General features: G+C 66.1%; 13 protein-coding genes and 2 tRNA genes. 9 read left to right on the top strand and 6 right to left on the bottom strand.

Translation table 11 applies throughout. The features are described from left to right. Positions 1 to 30: 30 nt before the first annotated feature. The 6 genes from G474_RS0108495 (at position 31) to G474_RS22015 (ending at position 4,595) form a co-directional block, all read left to right on the top strand. A complete protein-coding gene (locus tag G474_RS0108495) occupies positions 31 to 339 on the top strand; it encodes a ribbon-helix-helix domain-containing protein (RefSeq protein ID WP_026686592.1) in 309 nt (102 codons plus the stop codon). A 167-nt stretch (positions 340 to 506) separates the two neighbouring features. Next, entirely contained in the window at positions 507 to 1,286 is a 780-nt protein-coding gene (gene murI, locus G474_RS0108490; protein ID WP_026686591.1) for a glutamate racemase, read from the top strand. A 3-nt stretch (positions 1,287 to 1,289) separates the two neighbouring features. After that, positions 1,290 to 2,480, top strand: a complete 1,191-nt coding sequence (locus tag G474_RS0108485) for a CaiB/BaiF CoA transferase family protein (protein ID WP_026686590.1) — start codon at positions 1,290 to 1,292, stop codon at positions 2,478 to 2,480. A gap of 211 nt (positions 2,481 to 2,691) precedes the next feature. Then, positions 2,692 to 3,453 carry a phytanoyl-CoA dioxygenase family protein gene (locus tag G474_RS20175; protein ID WP_211228085.1) on the top strand — a complete coding sequence of 254 codons (762 nt, stop codon included), beginning with the start codon at positions 2,692 to 2,694 and terminating at the stop codon, positions 3,451 to 3,453. A 55-nt stretch (positions 3,454 to 3,508) separates the two neighbouring features. Further along, complete coding sequence (locus G474_RS0108475) at positions 3,509 to 3,982, top strand: macro domain-containing protein (RefSeq protein ID WP_026686589.1); 474 nt, start codon at positions 3,509 to 3,511, stop codon at positions 3,980 to 3,982. 70 nt (positions 3,983 to 4,052) lie between these two features. Then, positions 4,053 to 4,595, top strand: a complete 543-nt coding sequence (locus G474_RS22015) for a GatB/YqeY domain-containing protein (RefSeq protein WP_051282158.1) — start codon at positions 4,053 to 4,055, stop codon at positions 4,593 to 4,595. A 72-nt stretch (positions 4,596 to 4,667) separates the two neighbouring features. Here G474_RS22015 and G474_RS0108465 read toward each other — a convergent pair. Continuing rightward, positions 4,668 to 4,752, bottom strand: a tRNA-Leu gene (locus G474_RS0108465). A 76-nt stretch (positions 4,753 to 4,828) separates the two neighbouring features. Further along, positions 4,829 to 4,913, bottom strand: a tRNA-Leu gene (locus G474_RS0108460). A gap of 41 nt (positions 4,914 to 4,954) precedes the next feature. Between G474_RS0108460 and rnr the strand changes: the two genes are divergently transcribed. The 3 genes from rnr to G474_RS0108445 all read left to right on the top strand — a co-directional run bounded on the left by rnr (position 4,955) and on the right by G474_RS0108445 (position 11,408). Next, positions 4,955 to 7,354, top strand: coding sequence for a ribonuclease R (gene rnr / locus G474_RS20165; protein ID WP_084513669.1), 2,400 nt, complete (start codon positions 4,955 to 4,957; stop codon positions 7,352 to 7,354). 43 nt (positions 7,355 to 7,397) lie between these two features. Beyond that, on the top strand, positions 7,398 to 8,138 hold the full coding sequence (rlmB, locus tag G474_RS0108450; protein ID WP_026686588.1) for a 23S rRNA (guanosine(2251)-2'-O)-methyltransferase RlmB: 741 nt from the start codon (positions 7,398 to 7,400) through the stop codon (positions 8,136 to 8,138). Between the two features lie 108 nt (positions 8,139 to 8,246). Beyond that, complete coding sequence (locus G474_RS0108445; protein WP_051282157.1) at positions 8,247 to 11,408, top strand: DUF748 domain-containing protein; 3,162 nt, start codon at positions 8,247 to 8,249, stop codon at positions 11,406 to 11,408. Positions 11,409 to 11,438: 30 nt separating this feature from the next. On the opposite strand, the gene G474_RS0108440 is transcribed toward G474_RS0108445, so the two are convergent. The 4 genes from G474_RS0108440 to G474_RS0108425 form a co-directional block, all read right to left on the bottom strand. Continuing rightward, positions 11,439 to 12,344 carry a histone deacetylase family protein gene (locus G474_RS0108440; protein ID WP_026686586.1) on the bottom strand — a complete coding sequence of 302 codons (906 nt, stop codon included), beginning with the start codon at positions 12,342 to 12,344 and terminating at the stop codon, positions 11,439 to 11,441. A 104-nt stretch (positions 12,345 to 12,448) separates the two neighbouring features. Beyond that, a complete protein-coding gene (locus G474_RS0108435) occupies positions 12,449 to 13,072 on the bottom strand; it encodes a TetR family transcriptional regulator (protein WP_026686585.1) in 624 nt (207 codons plus the stop codon). A 3-nt stretch (positions 13,073 to 13,075) separates the two neighbouring features. Beyond that, positions 13,076 to 14,530 (bottom strand): efflux transporter outer membrane subunit, encoded by a 1,455-nt coding sequence (locus G474_RS0108430; RefSeq protein WP_043463796.1) that lies wholly within the window; start codon positions 14,528 to 14,530, stop codon positions 13,076 to 13,078. Then, positions 14,523 to 17,657 (bottom strand): efflux RND transporter permease subunit, encoded by a 3,135-nt coding sequence (locus G474_RS0108425; protein ID WP_026686583.1) that lies wholly within the window; start codon positions 17,655 to 17,657, stop codon positions 14,523 to 14,525. Before G474_RS0108425 ends, G474_RS0108430 begins: the two co-directional genes overlap by 8 nt. Positions 17,658 to 17,663: the final 6 nt, after the last annotated feature.

Below are 17,663 nucleotides of genomic sequence, written 5' to 3'. Positions count from 1 at the left end.
ATGGCCGCCCATCACTGCGGGGAGCGTTGCATGTGCGAGCTTTACGTCAAGGCCGATCCCATCCTCTACGAGTCGCGTTCGCGCTCCTTGCGCATTCACGGTTGCGTCACCAAGATCCGCCTGGAAAACCTGTTCTGGGAAATTCTTGCGGAACTGGCAGCCAGCGACGGTTTCACGACCAACCAGCTGATCGCCAAGCTGTACGACGAGCTGCTGGAATATCGAGGTGAGATCGACAACTTCGCCTCGTTTCTGCGGGTTTCCTGCCTGCGCTACCTGACCCTGAAAAAAGGAGCCGGCGAGCGGCCCGTGCTTGCCGTGCTCAACCGGGCCGCCTGAGCAGAGGCGCAAGGCAAGCTTGCGCGCCAGAAATGGCATAATGCCGGTCGATACTTGGTGGCCCTATCCCCGCTGCGTCTTGTTTGCCGCTGCCAGGGCCTGGCCCCCAGGTGTTGACGACTTTTCAGCCAGCCAGTACCAGCCTAGCGCGCCCATACGGATTTCCCTTGACTCAGCCCATTGCCGTCTTTGATTCCGGTCTCGGCGGTTTGACCGTGCTGCGCGCCTTGCGTAGCCGTCTGCCGCAGGAGGACTTTGTCTATTTTGCCGACACCCGCTACCTGCCCTATGGGGATCGTCCCGAATCCTTCATCCAGGCCCGGGGCCAGGCCATCACCGCTGCCCTGGTGGCCCGGGGCGCCAAGGCCATCGTGGTGGCCTGCAATACCGCCACGGCGGCGGCCGCCGAGCTGATCCGGGCCTCCACCCTCCGGCCCGTGGTGGCCCTGGAGCCCGCCGTGAAACCGGCCGCCAGCCTGACCCGCAGCGGCGTGGTGGGGGTGCTGGCCACCACCCGTACCCTGGCCAGCGCCCGTTTCCAGCGTCTGGTGCAGACCCACGCCGGCACGGTGCGGGTGATTCCCCAGGCCTGCCCGGGGCTGGCCGACGCCATCGAAACCCAGGGGCCGGACAGCCCCCGGGTGGCCGCCCTGCTGGATGAATACGTCACCCCCCTGGCCCAGGCCGGGGCCGACGTGGTGGTGCTGGGCTGCACCCACTATCCCTGGGTGCGGGCCGGCATCGCCGCCCGCCTGGCTCCCGGGGTCACCATTGTCGATACCGGCGAAGCCGTGGCCCGCCAGGTGGAACGCCGCCTCCAGGGCGAAAGCCACCTGGGCGGCCATGGTCAGCTGCAGCTGGCCACCAGCGGCAATCCCCTGCAGGTGCGGGAGACCGTGGCCCGGCTCTGGGGGGCGCCCCTCCCGGTTGAATCCTGGAGTATCTGAGACATGAGCAAACCCCTGGATGGCGTGCGGGTCCTGGAGCTGGGCTCCCTGATCGCCGGCCCTTTCTGCACCCGCATCCTGGCCGAATTCGGGGCCCGGGTGATCAAGGTGGAATCCCCGGACGGGGGCGACCCCCTGCGCAAGTGGCGCAAGCTCTACCAGGGCACTTCCCTGTGGTGGTTCATCCAGTCCCGCAACAAGGAATCCCTGACCCTCAACCTGAAACATCCGGAAGGCAAGGCAATCCTGCAGCGGCTCCTGGCCGAAACCGACATCCTGGTGGAGAACTTCCGTCCCGGGGTGCTGGAAAAGCTGGGCTTCGGCTGGGACGCAATCCATGCTGTGAACCCGGCCCTGGTGATGGTGCGCCTCTCCGGCTTCGGCCAGACCGGCCCCATGCAGGATCAGCCCGGCTTCGGCGCCGTGGGCGAGAGCATGGGCGGGCTGCGCTACATCACCGGCTTCGCCGACCGGCCGCCGGTGCGCACCGGCATCTCCATCGGCGACTCCATCGCCGCCCTCTGGGCCGCCATCGGCGCCCTGATGGCCCTCCGCCACCGGGAAGTGCAGGGGGGCCAGGGGCAGGTGGTGGACGTGGCCCTCTACGAAGCCGTGTTCGCCATGATGGAATCCATGCTGCCCGAGTTCGACGTGTTCGGTTTCGTGCGCGAACGCACTGGCAACATCATGCCCGGCATCACCCCCTCCAACACCCACACCGCCCGGGACGGCCGCCACATCACCATCGGCGCCAACGGGGACGCCATCTTCAAGCGCCTGATGCAAGCCATCGGCCGCCCGGACCTGGCCGATGATCCCGGCCTGGCCGACAACGCCGGCCGGGACGCCCGCCGGGACGAAATCTACGGGGTCATCGACACCTGGGTGGCCGAGCACGACGGCGCCCAGGTGCTGGCGGTGCTGGAAGCTGCCGAGGTGCCAGCTTCCAGCGTCTATTCCATCGCCGACATGGTCACCGACCCCCAGTTTCTGGCCCGGGAGATGATCCGCAGCGCCACCCTGCCGGACGGCCGGGAATTCAAGATGCCGGGCATCGTCCCCAAGCTCTCCGCCACACCCGGCGGCACCGACTGGCTGGGGCCGGAACTGGGGGAGCATACGGACAAGGTGTTGGGGGAGCTGGGCTATACCCCTGAAGCCGTGGCAGCCCTGCGGCGTGCGGGAGCCGTCTGAAGCCAGCGTCAGCCGCCGCGAGTGCTCGTCGGACTGACAAGGCTGGCCGCAGGACAGGCGGGGAAAGGCGCCGCGACATGACAATGGCCAGCGCTGCTGGCACAATCCTCACGTCGTTGGCATGGCGCGGCCCATGGCACCATGCATTTTCTGGAGAGCGGCTTCGGTGCGCTGGAAGCCGTCATTGCGGCAAACCCTGGAATAAAACTTCATGGATCATCAGGCTGAGAAAACCATGCATGTGACCTCGTTTGCTATGGAAGGATTTGCACTTGTCCAGAATCTTTTGCCGCAGGACGAGTGTTCTGCCCTGGCGGCTCGATTTTCCCTTGAAGCGCATGGTTCAGCGGGTTCCCGTTGTTTGCTGGAGGAGCCCTGGTGCAGGGAAATTGCCAAGCGTATCGGCAACTCTGCGTCCCTGACCGGAATCATTGCTCCGCATGCAGTGGCGGTCCAGTGCACTTATTTCGAGAAATCAGTCCAGAGAAACTGGATCGTGCCGACCCACCAGGATTTGAGCATCGCGGTCCGGGAGAAAATAGCGCACCCTGGATTGCGGGGTTGGTCAGAAAAGGAGGGGGAGCTTTTTGTCCAGTCACCTCCGGAAATACTGGAGCAACTGGTAGCCGTCCGGGTTCATCTTGACCCCTGTGACGAGCATGATGGGCCGGTGCGCGTCTATAGCGGTTCCCATCGCCTGGGACTTATTGATCCGGCGTCGGCGGCGGTGGAAAAACACAAGTTCAAGGAAGTTGAGTGCGTCGCGGAGATTGGCAGTGCCTTGGTGATGAGCCCCTTGCTGCTCCACGCATCCTCCAAAGCCAGCGGCACCAGCCTCCGGCGTGTCCTGCATTTCCTGTTTGGCCCCCCGGTCCTGCCCCTGGGTTTGCAGTGGCGCTATGCGGTGCCTTTAGCCGATGGAGGGCGGCGGGAAGAAGCTGTTCCCGCCATGAACGCTGCGCTTCTCCCCTGAGGGCGCGCCCCATGTCCCGCCCCTTCCGGTTTCGACGATAGCCGGCACCATGGTCATGCCGCGCGTACTCGATGGGGATCTGCTGGACCAGGACGTGGAGGTCATCGTCAACGCCTGGAACAGAAACATCATTCCCTGGTGGCTGCTCGTGCCCCAGGGAGTTTCCGGCGCCATCAAACGTCGGGGCGGGTATGGACCTTTCCTGGAACTGGGCCGTCTCGGGCCCATTCCCCTCGGCGGCGCCGTGCTGACTTCGGCGGGCCGGCTTCCCTACCAGGCGATCATCCATGTGGCCGGCATCAGCATGCTCTGGCGCGCCTCCCGGAAATCGATCAAGGGGGCGGTGGCTTCAGCCATGTCCCTGGTTCACGGCCACCAGTTCCGGTCCGTTGCGTTTCCGGTCATCGGCGCGGGAACCGGGGGGTTTGGCGAGGATGGGGCCTTGCAACTGATGCTGGATGCCTTCGCCACCCTGGATTCGGCTGCCGAGGTCACGGTTGTTCGCTATCGCAGGGGGCGGCGTGGCTGATATTTCGTTCCTTGGCGCCCGGCCCTTCCGATTGCGGTTTTTCGGGACCTCAAAATAGGTGATTGCTCACATGCTCTCTGCTGCCGATATCAAGCCCAGTCATGGTGTTTTCTGGCCGGAGTGGGGTGAGTTGAAGATTTTTCTTGAGCCATTTCTCTATCAGGGCGAAAGGGTGGAGACCTCCATTCGCTACGATTTGATCGGGGTGCCCGATTTACGTCAGCTGCAGGGAATGACCGTCCTGGCGGACAATCCGGAGGGGGCATCAATTTACTTCCATGGTTGCCATCACCCGGTGGATATCGAAGAGATAAGCTTCGGTTCGGGCACGGAAAAATCCATTCCGCTAGCCTTTTCCGGAACCGTGGTGGCCAATGCTCTGTCCAGCTTTGAGAGCTTCAGGATTTCGATAGAAGCCCCGGTGCTCCTGCCCCTGTCAAAGGAGCAGATCGATCAACGGGTTCATGAGGCAATCCAGTTTGTCCAGGCCAGTGGCGCACGGGATGTGGGCCGGGTTATGGCTCGGATCAGGAGCGTGGGTATTCCTTATGGTGAGCAGCTTGCCGAGATATCCCGGGCCGTTGCTGTTGTGCTGGGAGCCGTTGTGCAGTGAATTCCCGGTCAAAAACAAAAAAGCCCCGGACCGTGTGAGTCGGGGGCTTTCTGTAGTGTTTCTGCAGATCACTGGTGCCCAGGAGAGGACTCGAACCTCCACGGAGTTACCCGCTAGTACCTGAAACTAGTGCGTCTACCAATTCCGCCACCTGGGCATGAATCTGCAGGAACAACTTGAACAACAACTGCTTTGCTTTACAGCCTTTAGCGACTACCATCGCGGCTTTGCTGTGGTGCCCAGGAGAGGACTCGAACCTCCACGGAGTTACCCGCTAGTACCTGAAACTAGTGCGTCTACCAATTCCGCCACCTGGGCACAGGAGCGAAGAGCCGCGTATTCTAAAGAAAGATTAATTGATGTCAACAAAAAAAATATCCAGGGTCCGCCGGGCGGATCCTTTCTTCGAACGGGAAAGCAAGCGCTACGATTTTCCCCTTCCTTCCCGGGAGTACATCTCCCAGACCCTGGAAGAGCAGGGTCAGCCCCTGAGCTTTGAGCAACTGACTGATCTGCTGGATATTTCTGCCGCCGAAGGGGAAATGTTCCGGCGCCGCCTGGGCGCCATGGAGCGCGAAGGCCAGTTGCTCCGGAACCGCAAGAATGCCTACATCCTGCCCGAGAAGGCCAGCCTCACCGCCGGCCGGGTGCAGGGCCATCCGGACGGCTTCGGCTTCCTGATTCCCGACGACGGCAGCCCGGACATTTTCCTGGAGCAGCGCCAGATGGAAAAGGTGCTGCACGGGGACCGGGCTCTGGTGCGCATCGTCGGCAAGGACAAGAAGGGCCGCCCCGAGGGTTCCATCGTCGAGGTCACCGACCGGGCCAACAGCCGGGTGGTGGGCCGGGTGTTCGTGGAGCACGGGGTGGTGTTCGTGGTGCCGGAAAACCGGCGCATCACCCAGGACATCCTGATTCCTCCCGAGAAGAAGCCCAAGTTCAAGCCGGTGGCCGGCCAGGTGGTGATGGTGGACATCATCGAGCAGCCCTCCAAGTATTCCCAGCCCATGGGCAGGATCAGCGAGGTGCTGGGCAACTATGCCGATCCGGGCATGGAGATCGAGATCGCCCTCAGAAAGCACGACCTGCCCTTCGAGTTTTCCAAGGAGTGCCTGGCCGAGAACGCCAAGGTGCCGGATCAGGTGAAGAAGGCCGACCACAAGGGCAGGGAGGATCTGCGCGCCCTGCCCCTGGTGACCATAGACGGTGAAACCGCCCGGGACTTCGATGATGCGGTGTTCTGCGAGAAGCAGGGCCGGGGCTGGCGTCTGGTGGTGGCCATTGCCGACGTCTCCCATTACGTGAAGCCGGGCATGGCCCTGGATGGGGAGGCCTACGAGCGGGGCAATTCCGTGTACTTCCCGCGCCGGGTGATTCCCATGCTGCCGGAGAAGCTCTCCAACGGCATCTGCTCCCTGAATCCGGACGTGGAGCGGCTGGCCATGGTCTGCGATGCCAGCATCAGCGCCACGGGGGAGATCAAGCAGTACCGCTTCTATCCGGCCGTGTTCCGCTCCCATGCCCGGCTCACTTACAACCAGGTGTGGGACTGGCTCTCCGGCGCTGCCGAGCCAGAAACCGAGATCCACAAGGCCCTGCAGCCCCAGCTGCAAAGCCTCTACAAGCTGTTCCAGATCCTGGCCAAGGCCCGGGTCAAGCGGGGCGCCATCGATTTCGAGACCATCGAAACCCAGATGCTCTTCAACGAGGAAGGCAAGATCGAGAACATCGTGCCGGTGGTGCGCAACGATGCCCACCGGATCATCGAGGAGTGCATGCTGGCGGCCAACGTCTGCGCCTCCGACTTCCTCGCCACCCACGAGCAGGCCTGTCTGTACCGCATCCATGAAGGGCCCAACGAGGAAAAGCTGAAGAATCTCCGGAGCTTCCTCTCCGAATTCGGCCTGGCCCTGACCGGGGGCGACGACCCCAAGGCCAAGGATTACGCCCAGCTGCTGGAAAAGGTGAAGGAGCGCCCCGACGCCCAGCTGCTGCAGACGGTGATGCTGCGCTCCCTGAAGCAGGCCATGTACAGCCCGGACAACCTGGGCCACTTCGGTCTGGCTTACGAGCACTACACCCACTTCACCTCGCCCATCCGCCGCTACCCGGATCTGCTGGTGCACCGGGCCATCAAGGCGGTGCTGGCCGGTGAGCGCTACAAGCCCGGGGACTGGGAGCAGATCGGTCTGCACTGTTCCCAGACCGAGCGGCGCGCCGACGAGGCCACCCGGGACGTGCAGAACTGGCTCAAGTGCTACTACATGAAGGAGCGCATCGGCGAGGTCTTCGACGGCACCATCTCCGCCGTCACCGCCTTCGGCATCTTCGTGGCCCTGGACCAGGTGCATGTGGAAGGCCTGGTGCATGTCTCCGACCTGGGGGCCGATTACTTCCAGTTCGACCCCATCAAGCATCAGATGCTGGGCGAGCGCACCGGCCAGCGTTTCCGCCTCGGGGACCGGGTGCGGGTGAAGCTGATCAAGGCTGACCTGGAAAGCAACCGCATCGACTTCGTCCTGGCCGCCCCGGGGGCGGAAAAGGGCGATGCCAGCCGCGGCAAGCGGCGCGGCACGGCAGCCCCGGCGCCGGCCGTGCCGGTGGCGCCGGTGGTGGCCCCGGCCCGCAAGAGCGCCACCCAGCGCATGGCGGGTGCCGCCAGCGACTTCATGGGTAAGGTGGGCAAGGCGGTGAAGAAGGTGGCCAAGAAGGCCGCCGACGGCGCCAAGGCCAAGGCCGGAAAGGGCAAGAAGAAGTAGGGCCGGGGTAGAATGCCGCCCTTTCGTCCCTTGTGAGCCGCCCATGTCCTCAGCCCGCCTGATCTTTGGTTTTCATGCCGTGACCGCCAAGCTGCGCCACGATCCCGATGCGGTGAAGGAAGTGCTGCTGGACGGCGGGCGTCATGACAAGCGGGCCCAGGACCTGTTGAAGCACGTGGAACTGCAGGGGGTGAAGCTCACCCTGGCCGACGGCAAGCGTCTCGATGCCATGCTGCCCGGCGCCCGCCACCAGGGCGTGGTGGCCCGGGTGGAGGGCGGGCGCAAGGCCCTGCATCTGGACGACGTGCTCGACACCCTGGAGGAGCCGCCCCTGCTGCTGATCCTGGACGGCATCACCGATCCTCGCAACCTGGGCGCCTGCCTGCGGGTGGCCGACGGGGCCGGGGCGCACGCGGTGATCGCCCCCAAGGACCGGGCCGTGGGGCTCACCGACGTGGCGGCCAAGACCGCCAGCGGCGCTGCCGAGACCGTGCCCTACATCATGGTCACCAACCTGGCCCGCACCCTGCGGGAACTCCAGGAGCGGGACATCCAGGTGATCGGCACCGCCGGCGAGGCGGAGCAGGACATCTACCAGGCCAGCTGGCCGGTGGCCACCGCCTGGGTGCTGGGGGCCGAAGGGGAGGGCATGCGCCGCCTGACTCGGGAAACCTGCGACCAGCTGGTGAAGATTCCCATGTTCGGCTCGGTGGAAAGCCTCAATGTCTCCGTCGCCGCCGGGGTCTGCCTGTTCGAAGCCCGGCGCCGCCTGATCCGCGCCTGATTCCCTTGAGTGTTTGTGAGAGGCTCGCCTGGCCATGGGTGCAGGCGGGCCCTTGCAGCGTTTGCGGCCAGGGCTAAACTGGCAGCCTGTGCCTTTCTTTCTGCCTTCATGGACGCCAGCCCTTCCTCCTTCCGTACTTTCCTGACCCGCCTGCAGGCCCGGTCGGCCGACCTGGGCCGTTCCCGCCGGTTACGCTGGGCCGGCGCTGTCCTGGGCGTTCTGGTCCTGCTGTTCGGCCTGCTCGGCTACTTCTGGTTGCCCGGCTACCTGCACGGACGCCTGGAGCAGGCCCTGGGCGAAGCCCTGGAGCGGCCGGTCAGCCTGGGCCAGGTGGACATCCAGCCCTACATCCTGGAGGCCACCTTCCGGGACCTGCGCATCGGCGAACGGGAAGGGGAGGAGGCCCTGGCCGGTTTCACCCGGCTCACCGTCAATCTCAGCGCCGCTTCCCTCTGGCGCCGGGCCCTGGTCCTGGACGCCCTGCGCCTGGAGGCCCCCTATGGCCGGCTGGTGCGGCAGGCGGACGGGCGCACCAATGTGAGTGACCTGGTGGAGAAATTCGCCAGCGACGAAGACAGCGCCACAGGCGTTCCCCCCTTCGCCATCAACAACCTGGAAATCCTCGGCGGCAGTTTCAAGCTGGACGACCGGAGCGGCGGCGGGCAGCATGAAATCACCGCCCTGGACCTGGTCCTGCCGCGTCTGGCCTCCTTTCCCGGCGAGGTGGAGCGCCAGGTCCAGCCCCGTTTCTCGGCCACCCTGGACGGGGCCCCCCTGAACATCGCCGGGGAGCTGCGCCCCTTCGCCGATACCCCGGACGGCCGTCTCGACCTGAAATTCCAGGGCCTGGACCTGGCCCGTCTGGCCGCCTTTTCCCCGGTCCCCCTGCCGGTCAAGCTGGAGTCCGCCCTGCTGGACGCGGACCTGGTGCTGGATTTTCACGGCGGCGAGGCCCGCCGCCTGGCCCTGGAAGGGCGGCTCGGCCTGAGCCAGCTGCAGGTCCGGCGCGGCGACCTGGGCCTGGGCCTCAAATCCCTGAGCCTGGGGCTGCGGGGCGAGGACCTGGAGCACGGGCCCATCCAGCTGGAACAACTGCAGCTCCAGGCGCTGGCGGCCCGGCGTTCCGGGGAAAATGAGTCCTTCCTGGAACTGGACAAGCTGGAACTGGAGCGCCTCAACCTGGACCCGGGCCGGCGCCAGCTAGCCCTGGGGCCCCTGGGCCTCACCGGGCTGAATCTGGCTCTGGCCCGTACCGGCGAGACCCAGGTGGATCTGCTCGACACCCTGGCCGCCCTGCAGGGCCCGGCCCCGGGCGGCGGCAGTGCCGGAGCGGCGAAGGGTGCCGCCAGCCCTGCCTGGCGCTGGAGCCTGGAGCGCTTCAGCCTGCGGGAGGGGGAGTTGGGCTTCGTAGACCGCACGGTGCAGAAGGCCGTGCCCCTCCGGATCCAGGCCCTGAGCCTGGATCTGGGGCGGCTGGATTCCGCCGCGCCGGCCCCCGTGAGCCTGGGGCTGGAGGGGCGCATCAATGACAAGGGCCAGGTGCAGCTTAAAGGCCAGGTGGATCCCCTGGCTCTGGCCGGGGACCTGGAACTGGACCTGGAGGCCATGGACCTGGTGCCCCTGCAGGGCTGGATTCCCCACCGGCTCAACCTGGTGCTGACCAAGGGGGAGCTGAGCAGCAAGGGCCGGCTGCAGTTCGGCGGCCAGCCCCTGGCCCTGCGCTACCAGGGGGGCGGGCAGCTGGCGGAACTTTCCCTGATGGACGGCAGCGCCGACCGTTCCTTGCTGCGCTGGCAGAAGCTGGAGCTGGGGGGCCTGGACCTGCAGACCGCCCCCTTCAGCCTGAAGCTGGACGATCTGGTGTTGAACCGTTTCTTCGCCCGCCTGCTGGTGACCCCGGAGGGGGAACTGCAGCTGGACCGGCTGCTGCGGGGTGAGCGCAAGGCCACCCGGGCCGCCGCTGCCGGTTCCGCTCCCGCCGGGACTGCTGCAGCCGCGCCGGCCCTGCCTGGCGAGGCCCAGGTCCCGGCGGCAGCGTCCAAACCCGCTCTGGAGCAGGTGGCCAGTGTCGCTGCCAAGGCCGCCCCGGTGCCGGTGCAGCTGGGGCGCATCCGCCTGGACGGGGGCTCGGTGATCTTCAACGACCAGTTCATCAAGCCCAACTACAGCGCCACCCTGACCCAGCTGAGCGGCCAGATAGGTCCCCTGGCCGAGGGACAGCGGGGCAAGCTGCTGATCCAGGGCAAGGTGGACCGCACCGCGCCCCTGGTGATCAGCGGCGAGCTGGAGCCCTTCAGCCGGGAGCTGTTCCTGGATATCAAGGCCCAGGCCCGAGGCATAGACATGCCCGGTTTCAGCCCCTATTCGGGCCGTTACCTGGGTTACCGCATCCAGAAGGGCAAGCTCTCGGTGGATGTGCGCTACAAGGTGGAGAAAGGTCAGCTGGAAGCCAGCAACCGCATCTTCCTGGACCAGCTCACCCTGGGGGAGAAGGTGGACAGCCCCGATGCCCTGTCCCTGCCGATTTCCCTGGCCCTGGCGCTGCTGAAGAACGCCAAGGGGGAAATCGACATCGAGCTGCCCATCAGCGGCTCCATCAACGATCCCCAGTTCAGCATCGGCGGCATCGTCTTCAAGGCCATCATGAATCTGCTGGTGAAGGCGGTGACCTCGCCCTTCACCCTGCTCGGCTCCCTGTTCGGGGGCGGTGAAGAGCTGTCCCAGGTGGACTTCCCCGCCGGCCAGAGCAGCATCACCCCGGACATGGAAACCCGGCTGCAACAGCTCGCCAAGGCCCTGGCCGAACGTCCGGCCCTGAGCCTGGAAGTCACCGGTCAGGCCGATCCCGTGGCCGACTCGGAAGGCTATCGCCGCTACCTGCTGGAGCGCCAGGTGAAGGCGAAGAAGGTGGCTGCCGACGTGGCTCAGGGCAAGTCTGCCACCCGCCTGGGAGAGGTGAGCCTGAGCAGTGCCGAGTACGAGAAATTCCTGCTCCAGGTGTACAAGGAGGCCCGTTTCGAGAAACCCCGGAACATGATCGGCCTTACCAAGAGCCTGCCCGTGAGCGAGATGGAAAACCTGCTGGTGACCCATATGCAGGTGGAGCCCGAGGCCTACCGGGAACTGGCTGGACGGCGGGCCCAGGCGGTGCGCAGCTGGCTGGTGGAGCAGGGGGGCGTGGCGCCGGAGCGGGTGTTCGCCCTCGAACCCCAGGTGGGTCAGCAGGATGCCGGAGCCAGCGCCAACCGGGTGGTGTTCAGCCTGCGTTGAGGGCGCCTCCCCCGAGCCGGGGCAGGGCTTTCAGGGCTGCCAGCAGCGTTGTCTGGCCAGGGCCACGGTGGCGGCGTGGATGGCCACCGTGTCCTCGATGCGGCGGGCGTAGCCCCCGGCCATGGCCAGGGCCACCGGCACCCGCCGGGCCCGGCATTCCTCCAGGACCAGCCGGTCCCGCTGCAGCAGGCCGGCGGCGCTGAGGCCCAGGCGGCCCAGGCGGTCGCCCTGGTAGGGATCGGCGCCCGCCAGGTAGAGCACCAGCTGGGGGCGGGCCAGATCGAAGGCCAGGGTCAGGTTTTCCTCCAGCCGGGCCAGGTAGGTGGCATCGTCGCAGCCGTCCGGCAGGGCCACGTCCAGGTCGCCCTGTTCCTTGACGAAGGGGTAGTTGCCGGCTCCGTGCATGGAAAAGGTGAATACCCGGCCCTCGTGGCGCAGGATGCTGGCCGTGCCGTTGCCCTGGTGTACATCCAGATCCACGATCAGGGCCCGGCCTATGGCCCCTTCGGCCAGCAGCTTGAGGCAGGTCACGGCGGCGTCGTTGAAGATGCAGAAGCCCTCGCCCCGGTCGGCGAAAGCGTGGTGGGTGCCGCCGGCAAGGTTCGCCGCGCAGCCCTGCTCCAGGGCAGTCCGGGCTGCGGCCAGGGTGGCGCCGGTGGAGCGGCGCGAACGTTCCACCATGGCGGCACTCCAGGGAAAACCGATGACTTTTTGTTCCGCCGGGCTCAGTTCGCCCCGACTTACCCGGGCGATGTAATCCGGGTGGTGCGCCAGGGCCAGGGTGGCGTCGTCGGCGGCGGGGGGCAGCAGGAAATCCCGGGGGGCGAAGTCCCCTGAGGCCAGCAGGGTCTGGCGCAGCAGGGCGTACTTTTCCATGGGGAAGCGGTGCCCCGGCGGCAGGGGCAGGACGAACACGTCCGAGTAGAAGAGCTGCATGGGTGCGGAGCTTCAGGGCCGGCTGGCCCCTGTTCCCCGCCCCTGGCGGGCGGGGAAATGGCGGTGCGGGGGGATGTGCAGAACCATGGGGCGCCGGGCCGGCCTCAGGCGTCCTTGGCGCCCAGGCCCCGGAGATAGGTGTTGACGATGGGCATGCCGCATTCTTCCAGGGAGAACAGTCCCTGGTTCTTGGTCCAGTTGAAGGCCAGGCCATCGACCACGGCCACCAGGCCGATGCAGGCCTGATGGGGGCTCAGGGTCCGGTCGAGCAGGCCCTGTTCCTGGGCCTGGGCCAGGGCCTGTTCGATGATGTCCATGTGGGTTTCCCCTTCCTCCAGATGCTCGTGGCGGATGGCGGCCATGTCGCCCACGTATTCGCACTTGTGCCAGAAGATCTCGAACACCCGGCGGAAGTTGGGGTCGTGGGCCAGCTTGCCGAGATACTCCGAGGTGGCGGCGCGCAGGAAGCCCAGGGGGTCCCGGGCCATCAGCACCTGACGCTCCTCGCTCTTGAGCAGCAGCGGGCAGACCAGCCGTTCGATCATGGCGGTGAACATGGCCACCTTGTTCTCGAAATGCCAGTAGATGGCGCCCCGGGTCACGCCGGCTTCCCGGGCCACGTCGTTGAGGGAGGTCTGGGAGACGCCCTGGCGGCCGAATACCTCCACCGCCGCATCGAGGATGCGGTTGCGGGTGACCTGGGCGTCTTCCTTGGTTTTCCTGACCATGCCTTACTCCGCGGCCGGGGCTTGGGCGGCTTCTTCCTGCCAGCCGCCGCCCAGGGCCTTGAACAGGTCCACGGCTGCCGACAGGCGGTTCTTGCGCAGTTCCAGGTACAGGAGCTGGGCGCTGTTGTAGGTGCGCTGGCTGTCCAGTACCGACAGGAAGCCCACGTAGCCGGCTTCGTAGCGGGCCTTGGCGATGTTCAGGGCCTGGCGGGAAGCGTCCATCTGGGCGGCCAGGGCGATCTCTTCCTCGCTGTACTCCTTCAGGGTCACCAGGGCGTCCTTCACTTCCCGGAAGGAGGTCTGTACCGTCTTCAGGTAGTTGGCCAGGGCTTCCTTCTGCCCGGCCGTGGCCTGGTCCACCTGGGCCGCGGTCTTGCCGGCATTGAAGATGGGCATGGCCAGGGCGGCGCCATAGGACCAGATGGAGGAGTTGTGGATGAACAGGTTGGAGAGGGAGGCGCTTTCGCTACCCAGGAGGCCGGTCAGGCTGATGCTGGGGAAGTAGGCGGCCTTGGCCACGCCGATGCGGGCATTGGCGGCCACCAGAGTTTCTTCCGCCTGGCGGACGTCGGGCCGGGCCTCCAGCAGGGAGGAGGGCAGGCCCACCGGGGGCAGGGGCGGCAGGGGCAGCTTGCGGAAGTCTCCGGCCGGGACCTTGAGACTGGGTTGTCCGGCGAGCAGGCCCAACTGGTGTTCGCTCAGGGCCCGCTGGCGCTGCAGCTGATTGAGCTGGGCCTGGGCGCTGGCATAGGAGGCCTGGGCCTGGGAAAGTTCCAGGGCCGAGTCGGCCCCGGCATCCACCCGGGCGCGGACGATCTTCAGGGTTTCCGCCTGACTGTCCAGGGTTTCCCGGGTGACCTGGAGTTCCGCATCCAGGGCGCGCAGGTTCAGGTACTCGTCGGCCACCTGCCCGGCCAGGGACAGCCGCAGGGCGTCCCGGGCGAAGGTGCTGGACAGGGCCTGGGCCCGGGCCGCTTCATTGCTGCGGCGGATGCGGCCCCAGATATCCAGTTCATAGCTCACGCCCAGGGCGACCCGCCGGTTGGTGCTGGTGGTGCTGCCCATGTTCTTGCCGCTGGCGGTTTCACCGCTGGTGCGGCTGCGCACGGAACTGGCATCCAGGTTCACCCCCGGGTAGTAGTCGGCCCCGGCTTCCCGGGCGGCGGCCTGGGCAGCCTCCATGCGGGCGGCGGCGGCGAGCAGGTCCTGGTTGTTCTCCAGGGCCTGGGTCATCAGGGTGTTCAGGTAGGCGTCATCGAACAGGGTCCACCACTGGGCATGGACGGGGGCCGCCGGGGTGGCGGCCGCCGCTTCCCCGCTGCCTTCGGCGCTGGCTTCATAGCGCTCCGGCAGGGGGCTGTCAGGACGCAGGAAGTCCGGGCCGATGGCGCATCCGGAAATCAGCAGGGCAGTGCCCAGGGCAGCGGCCAGGGGGGATTTCGGCAGGGGCTTACGCATGGGAGTCATCCTTCTGGTCTTGGTCTTTGCCATGGCCCGTCAGCTGGGGCTGCTTGTCCCGTTCCAGCCACTTGAAGAAGAGGGGCACGAAGATGGTGGCGATGAAGGTGGCGGCGATCATCCCGCCGAACACGCCGGTCCCCATGGACTGGCGCGCGGCGGCCCCGGCCCCGGTGGCCTTCACCAGGGGGAACACGCCGAGCACGAAGGCCAGGGAGGTCATCACGATGGGGCGGAAGCGCAGGCGGGCGGCCTCCACGGCGGCATCCATCGCACTCATGCCCTCGGCGTACTTCTGAGCCGCGAACTCCACGATCAGGATGGCGTTTTTCGAGGCCAGCCCGATCAGCACCACGAGGCCGATCTGGAAGTAGATGTCGTTGGGCATGCCACGCAGCCAGACGGCGGTGAGGGCGCCCATCAGGGCGAAGGGCACGGCCATGATCACCGCCACCGGCAGGGACCACTTCTCGTACTGGGCCGCCAGGATCAGGAACACCATGATGATGGCGAAGCCGAAGGCCTGGAGGGAGGAGCCGGAACTGCGCTTTTCCTGGAAGGCCTGGCCGGTCCAGGCGATGGTGTAGCCGTCCGGCAGGCTGGCGGCAGCCACTTCCTCGACGATGCGGATGGCGTCGCCGGAGCTGACGCCGGGGCGGGAGTCGCCCAGTATCTTGGCGGCCAGGAAGCCGTTGAAGCGTTCCACCTGCTCCGGACCGATCACCCGCTTCACGGTACTGATGGCGGAGATGGGGATCATGGCGCCGCTGGTGCTGCTGCGCACATAGACCTTGCCCAGGTCCTCGGGCTTCATCCGGTAGTTGGCCTCGGCCTGCAGCTGCACCCGGTAGACCTTGCTGCCCCGGTTGAAGTCGTTCACGTACAGGGCACCCATGGTGCTCTGCAAGGTGGCGTAGATGTCCGAGAGGGGAATGCCCAGGGAGATGGCCTTGGGTTCATCCACTTCCACGAACAGCTGCGGCACCGTGGGGCGGTAGAAGGTGGAGATGCGGGTGAATTCCGGATGCTTCTGCAGCTCCGCCATGAACTGCTGGGTCACCTCGTGGAGGCTCTTGGCGGTGCCGTCGGCCCGGTTCTGCACATACACCTCGAAACCGCCGGCGGTACCCAGGCCCTGGATGGGGGGCGGGTTGAACACCAGGCCCAGGCCGTCGGGCTGCATCATGCCGATGCCCATGAACTTGCCGGCCAGGTCCTGGGCCTTGCCTTCCCGTTCGCTCCAGTCCTTCAGGGGGATGAACATGGTGCCGGCGTTGGGCTTGTTGCCGCCGCCGATCAGGTCGAAGCCGGAAACGATGAAGGTGTAGGCCACCGCCTCGTCCTTGGCGATGCCCTGACGCATGCCTTCGCCCATGGCGTTGGTCCGCTTCAGGGTGGCGCCGTCAGGCAGCATCAGGGCGGAGATCAGGTAGCCCTGGTCCTCGGGGGGCACGAAGCTGCCCGGCGTGACGCGGAACAGCAGCACCACCACCCCGATCACGGCGGCAAAGATCACGGTACCGATGATGCCGTGCTTCAGGGTCAGGCTGACGGTGCTGATGTAGGACTGGGTGAAGCGCTCGAAGGCCCGGTTGAAGGGCATGAACAGCTTGTGCTCCTCATGCTTGGACTTCAGGAGCAGGGCGCACAGGGCCGGGGTCAGGGTCAGGGCCACCACGCCGGAGAGCACCACGGCCACGGCCACGGTCACGGCGAACTGCTTGTAAAGCTGACCGGCGATACCGCCCAGGAAGGCCACCGGGATGAACACGGCGCAGAGCACCAGCACGATGGCCACCAGGGCGCCGCTCACCTCGCGCATGGCTTCAACGGCGGCATCCTTGGGGGACATCTTCTCTTCCCACATCAGCCGTTCCACGTTCTCCAGCACCACGATGGCGTCGTCCACCACGATCCCGATGGCCAGCACCATGGCGAACAGGGTCAGGGTGTTGATGGAGAAACCGAACAGCCACAGGCCGGCGAAGGTACCGATCAGGGAGATGGGCACGGCCACCATGGGAATCAGGGTGGCGCGCCAGCTCTGCAGGAACAGGTACACCACGGCAATCACCAGCAGGGCGGCTTCGATCAGGGTATGCACCACCTCGTTGATGGAGGCCGAGACGAAGCGGGTAGTGTCGAAGGGAATGACGTAGTCCATCCCTTCGGGGAACTTCTGCTTCAGCTCGTCCATCTTGCTCTTGACCAGGTCAGCCACCTCCAGGGCGTTGGCCCCGGTCTGCAGGAACACGCCCATGGCGATGGTGGGTTCCCCGTTCAGGGTGACGCTCTGCTCATAGCTGTAGGCGCCCAGTTCGATGCGGGCCACGTCCTTGAGGCGCAGGGCGCCGCCGGGGCCGCTGGCGCGGATGATGATGTTGCCGAACTCCTCGGGGGTCAGCAGGCGGCCCTTGGCGGTCACCGTGTAGACCAGCTGCTGGCTGCTGGGCGCCGGTTCCTGGCCGATCTTGCCGGCGGCGTTCTGGGCGTTCTGGGCCTGGATGGCGCTGGCGATGTCGCTGGTGGTGATGCCCAGCTGGGCCATCCGGTCCGGCTTCAGCCAGACCCGCATGGAGTAGTCCTGGGCGCCGAAGATGGTCACGTCGCCCACACCCTTCAGCCGCTTCAGCTCATCCACCAGGTTGATGGCGGCGTAGTTGGACAGGAACAGGGTGTTGTAGCGCCCCTGCTCCGATTGCAGGGCCACCACCTGGAGAATATCGTTGGAGCGCTTCTGCACGATCACCCCGTTGCGGCGCACCTCCTCCGGCAGGCGGGGTTCGGCCGCCTTGACCCGGTTATTGACGTTCACCGAGGCGATATCCACGTTCGTGCCCACCTCGAAAGTGGCGGTGATCGTGATCGCCCCGTTGGCCGAAGCCGACGAAGTGAAGTAGGAGAGGCCTTCCACCCCGTTCAGCTGCTCCTCGATGGGGGCAGCCACGGTCTTGGCCAGGGTTTCGGCGGAGGCGCCGGGATAGGTGGCGGTGATCAGCACCGTGGGCGGGGCGATCTGGGGGTACTGGGCGATGGGCAGCACCCGGGAAGCCACCAGCCCGGCGATGATGATGATGATGGAGATGACCGACGCAAAAATGGGCCGGTTGATGAAGAATTTTGACATGGCGAC

Source organism: Azovibrio restrictus DSM 23866 (assembly GCF_000429665.1).
GTDB classification, from domain to species: Bacteria; Pseudomonadota; Gammaproteobacteria; order Burkholderiales; family Rhodocyclaceae; genus Azovibrio; species Azovibrio restrictus.
The sequence above is the reverse complement of the archived record's forward strand: the minus strand, read 5'-3'. Positions and strand labels throughout refer to the sequence as shown.

What these genes read in the sequence shown, in the direction of transcription:
- G474_RS0108495 (WP_026686592.1), top strand. Translation starts at nt 31, where the DNA reads ATGTGCGAGCTTTACGTCAAGGCCGATCCCATCCTCTACGAGTCGCGT.
- G474_RS0108485 (WP_026686590.1), top strand. Translation starts at nt 1,290, where the DNA reads ATGAGCAAACCCCTGGATGGCGTGCGGGTCCTGGAGCTGGGCTCCCTG.
- G474_RS20175 (WP_211228085.1), top strand. Translation starts at nt 2,692, where the DNA reads ATGGATCATCAGGCTGAGAAAACCATGCATGTGACCTCGTTTGCTATG.
- G474_RS0108475 (WP_026686589.1), top strand. Translation starts at nt 3,509, where the DNA reads ATGCCGCGCGTACTCGATGGGGATCTGCTGGACCAGGACGTGGAGGTC.
- G474_RS22015 (WP_051282158.1), top strand. Translation starts at nt 4,053, where the DNA reads ATGCTCTCTGCTGCCGATATCAAGCCCAGTCATGGTGTTTTCTGGCCG.
- rnr (WP_084513669.1), top strand. Translation starts at nt 4,955, where the DNA reads ATGTCAACAAAAAAAATATCCAGGGTCCGCCGGGCGGATCCTTTCTTC.
- rlmB (WP_026686588.1), top strand. Translation starts at nt 7,398, where the DNA reads ATGTCCTCAGCCCGCCTGATCTTTGGTTTTCATGCCGTGACCGCCAAG.
- G474_RS0108445 (WP_051282157.1), top strand. Translation starts at nt 8,247, where the DNA reads ATGGACGCCAGCCCTTCCTCCTTCCGTACTTTCCTGACCCGCCTGCAG.
- G474_RS0108440 (WP_026686586.1), bottom strand. Translation starts at nt 12,344, where the DNA reads ATGCAGCTCTTCTACTCGGACGTGTTCGTCCTGCCCCTGCCGCCGGGG.
- G474_RS0108435 (WP_026686585.1), bottom strand. Translation starts at nt 13,072, where the DNA reads ATGGTCAGGAAAACCAAGGAAGACGCCCAGGTCACCCGCAACCGCATC.
- G474_RS0108430 (WP_043463796.1), bottom strand. Translation starts at nt 14,530, where the DNA reads ATGCGTAAGCCCCTGCCGAAATCCCCCCTGGCCGCTGCCCTGGGCACT.
- G474_RS0108425 (WP_026686583.1), bottom strand. Translation starts at nt 17,657, where the DNA reads ATGTCAAAATTCTTCATCAACCGGCCCATTTTTGCGTCGGTCATCTCC.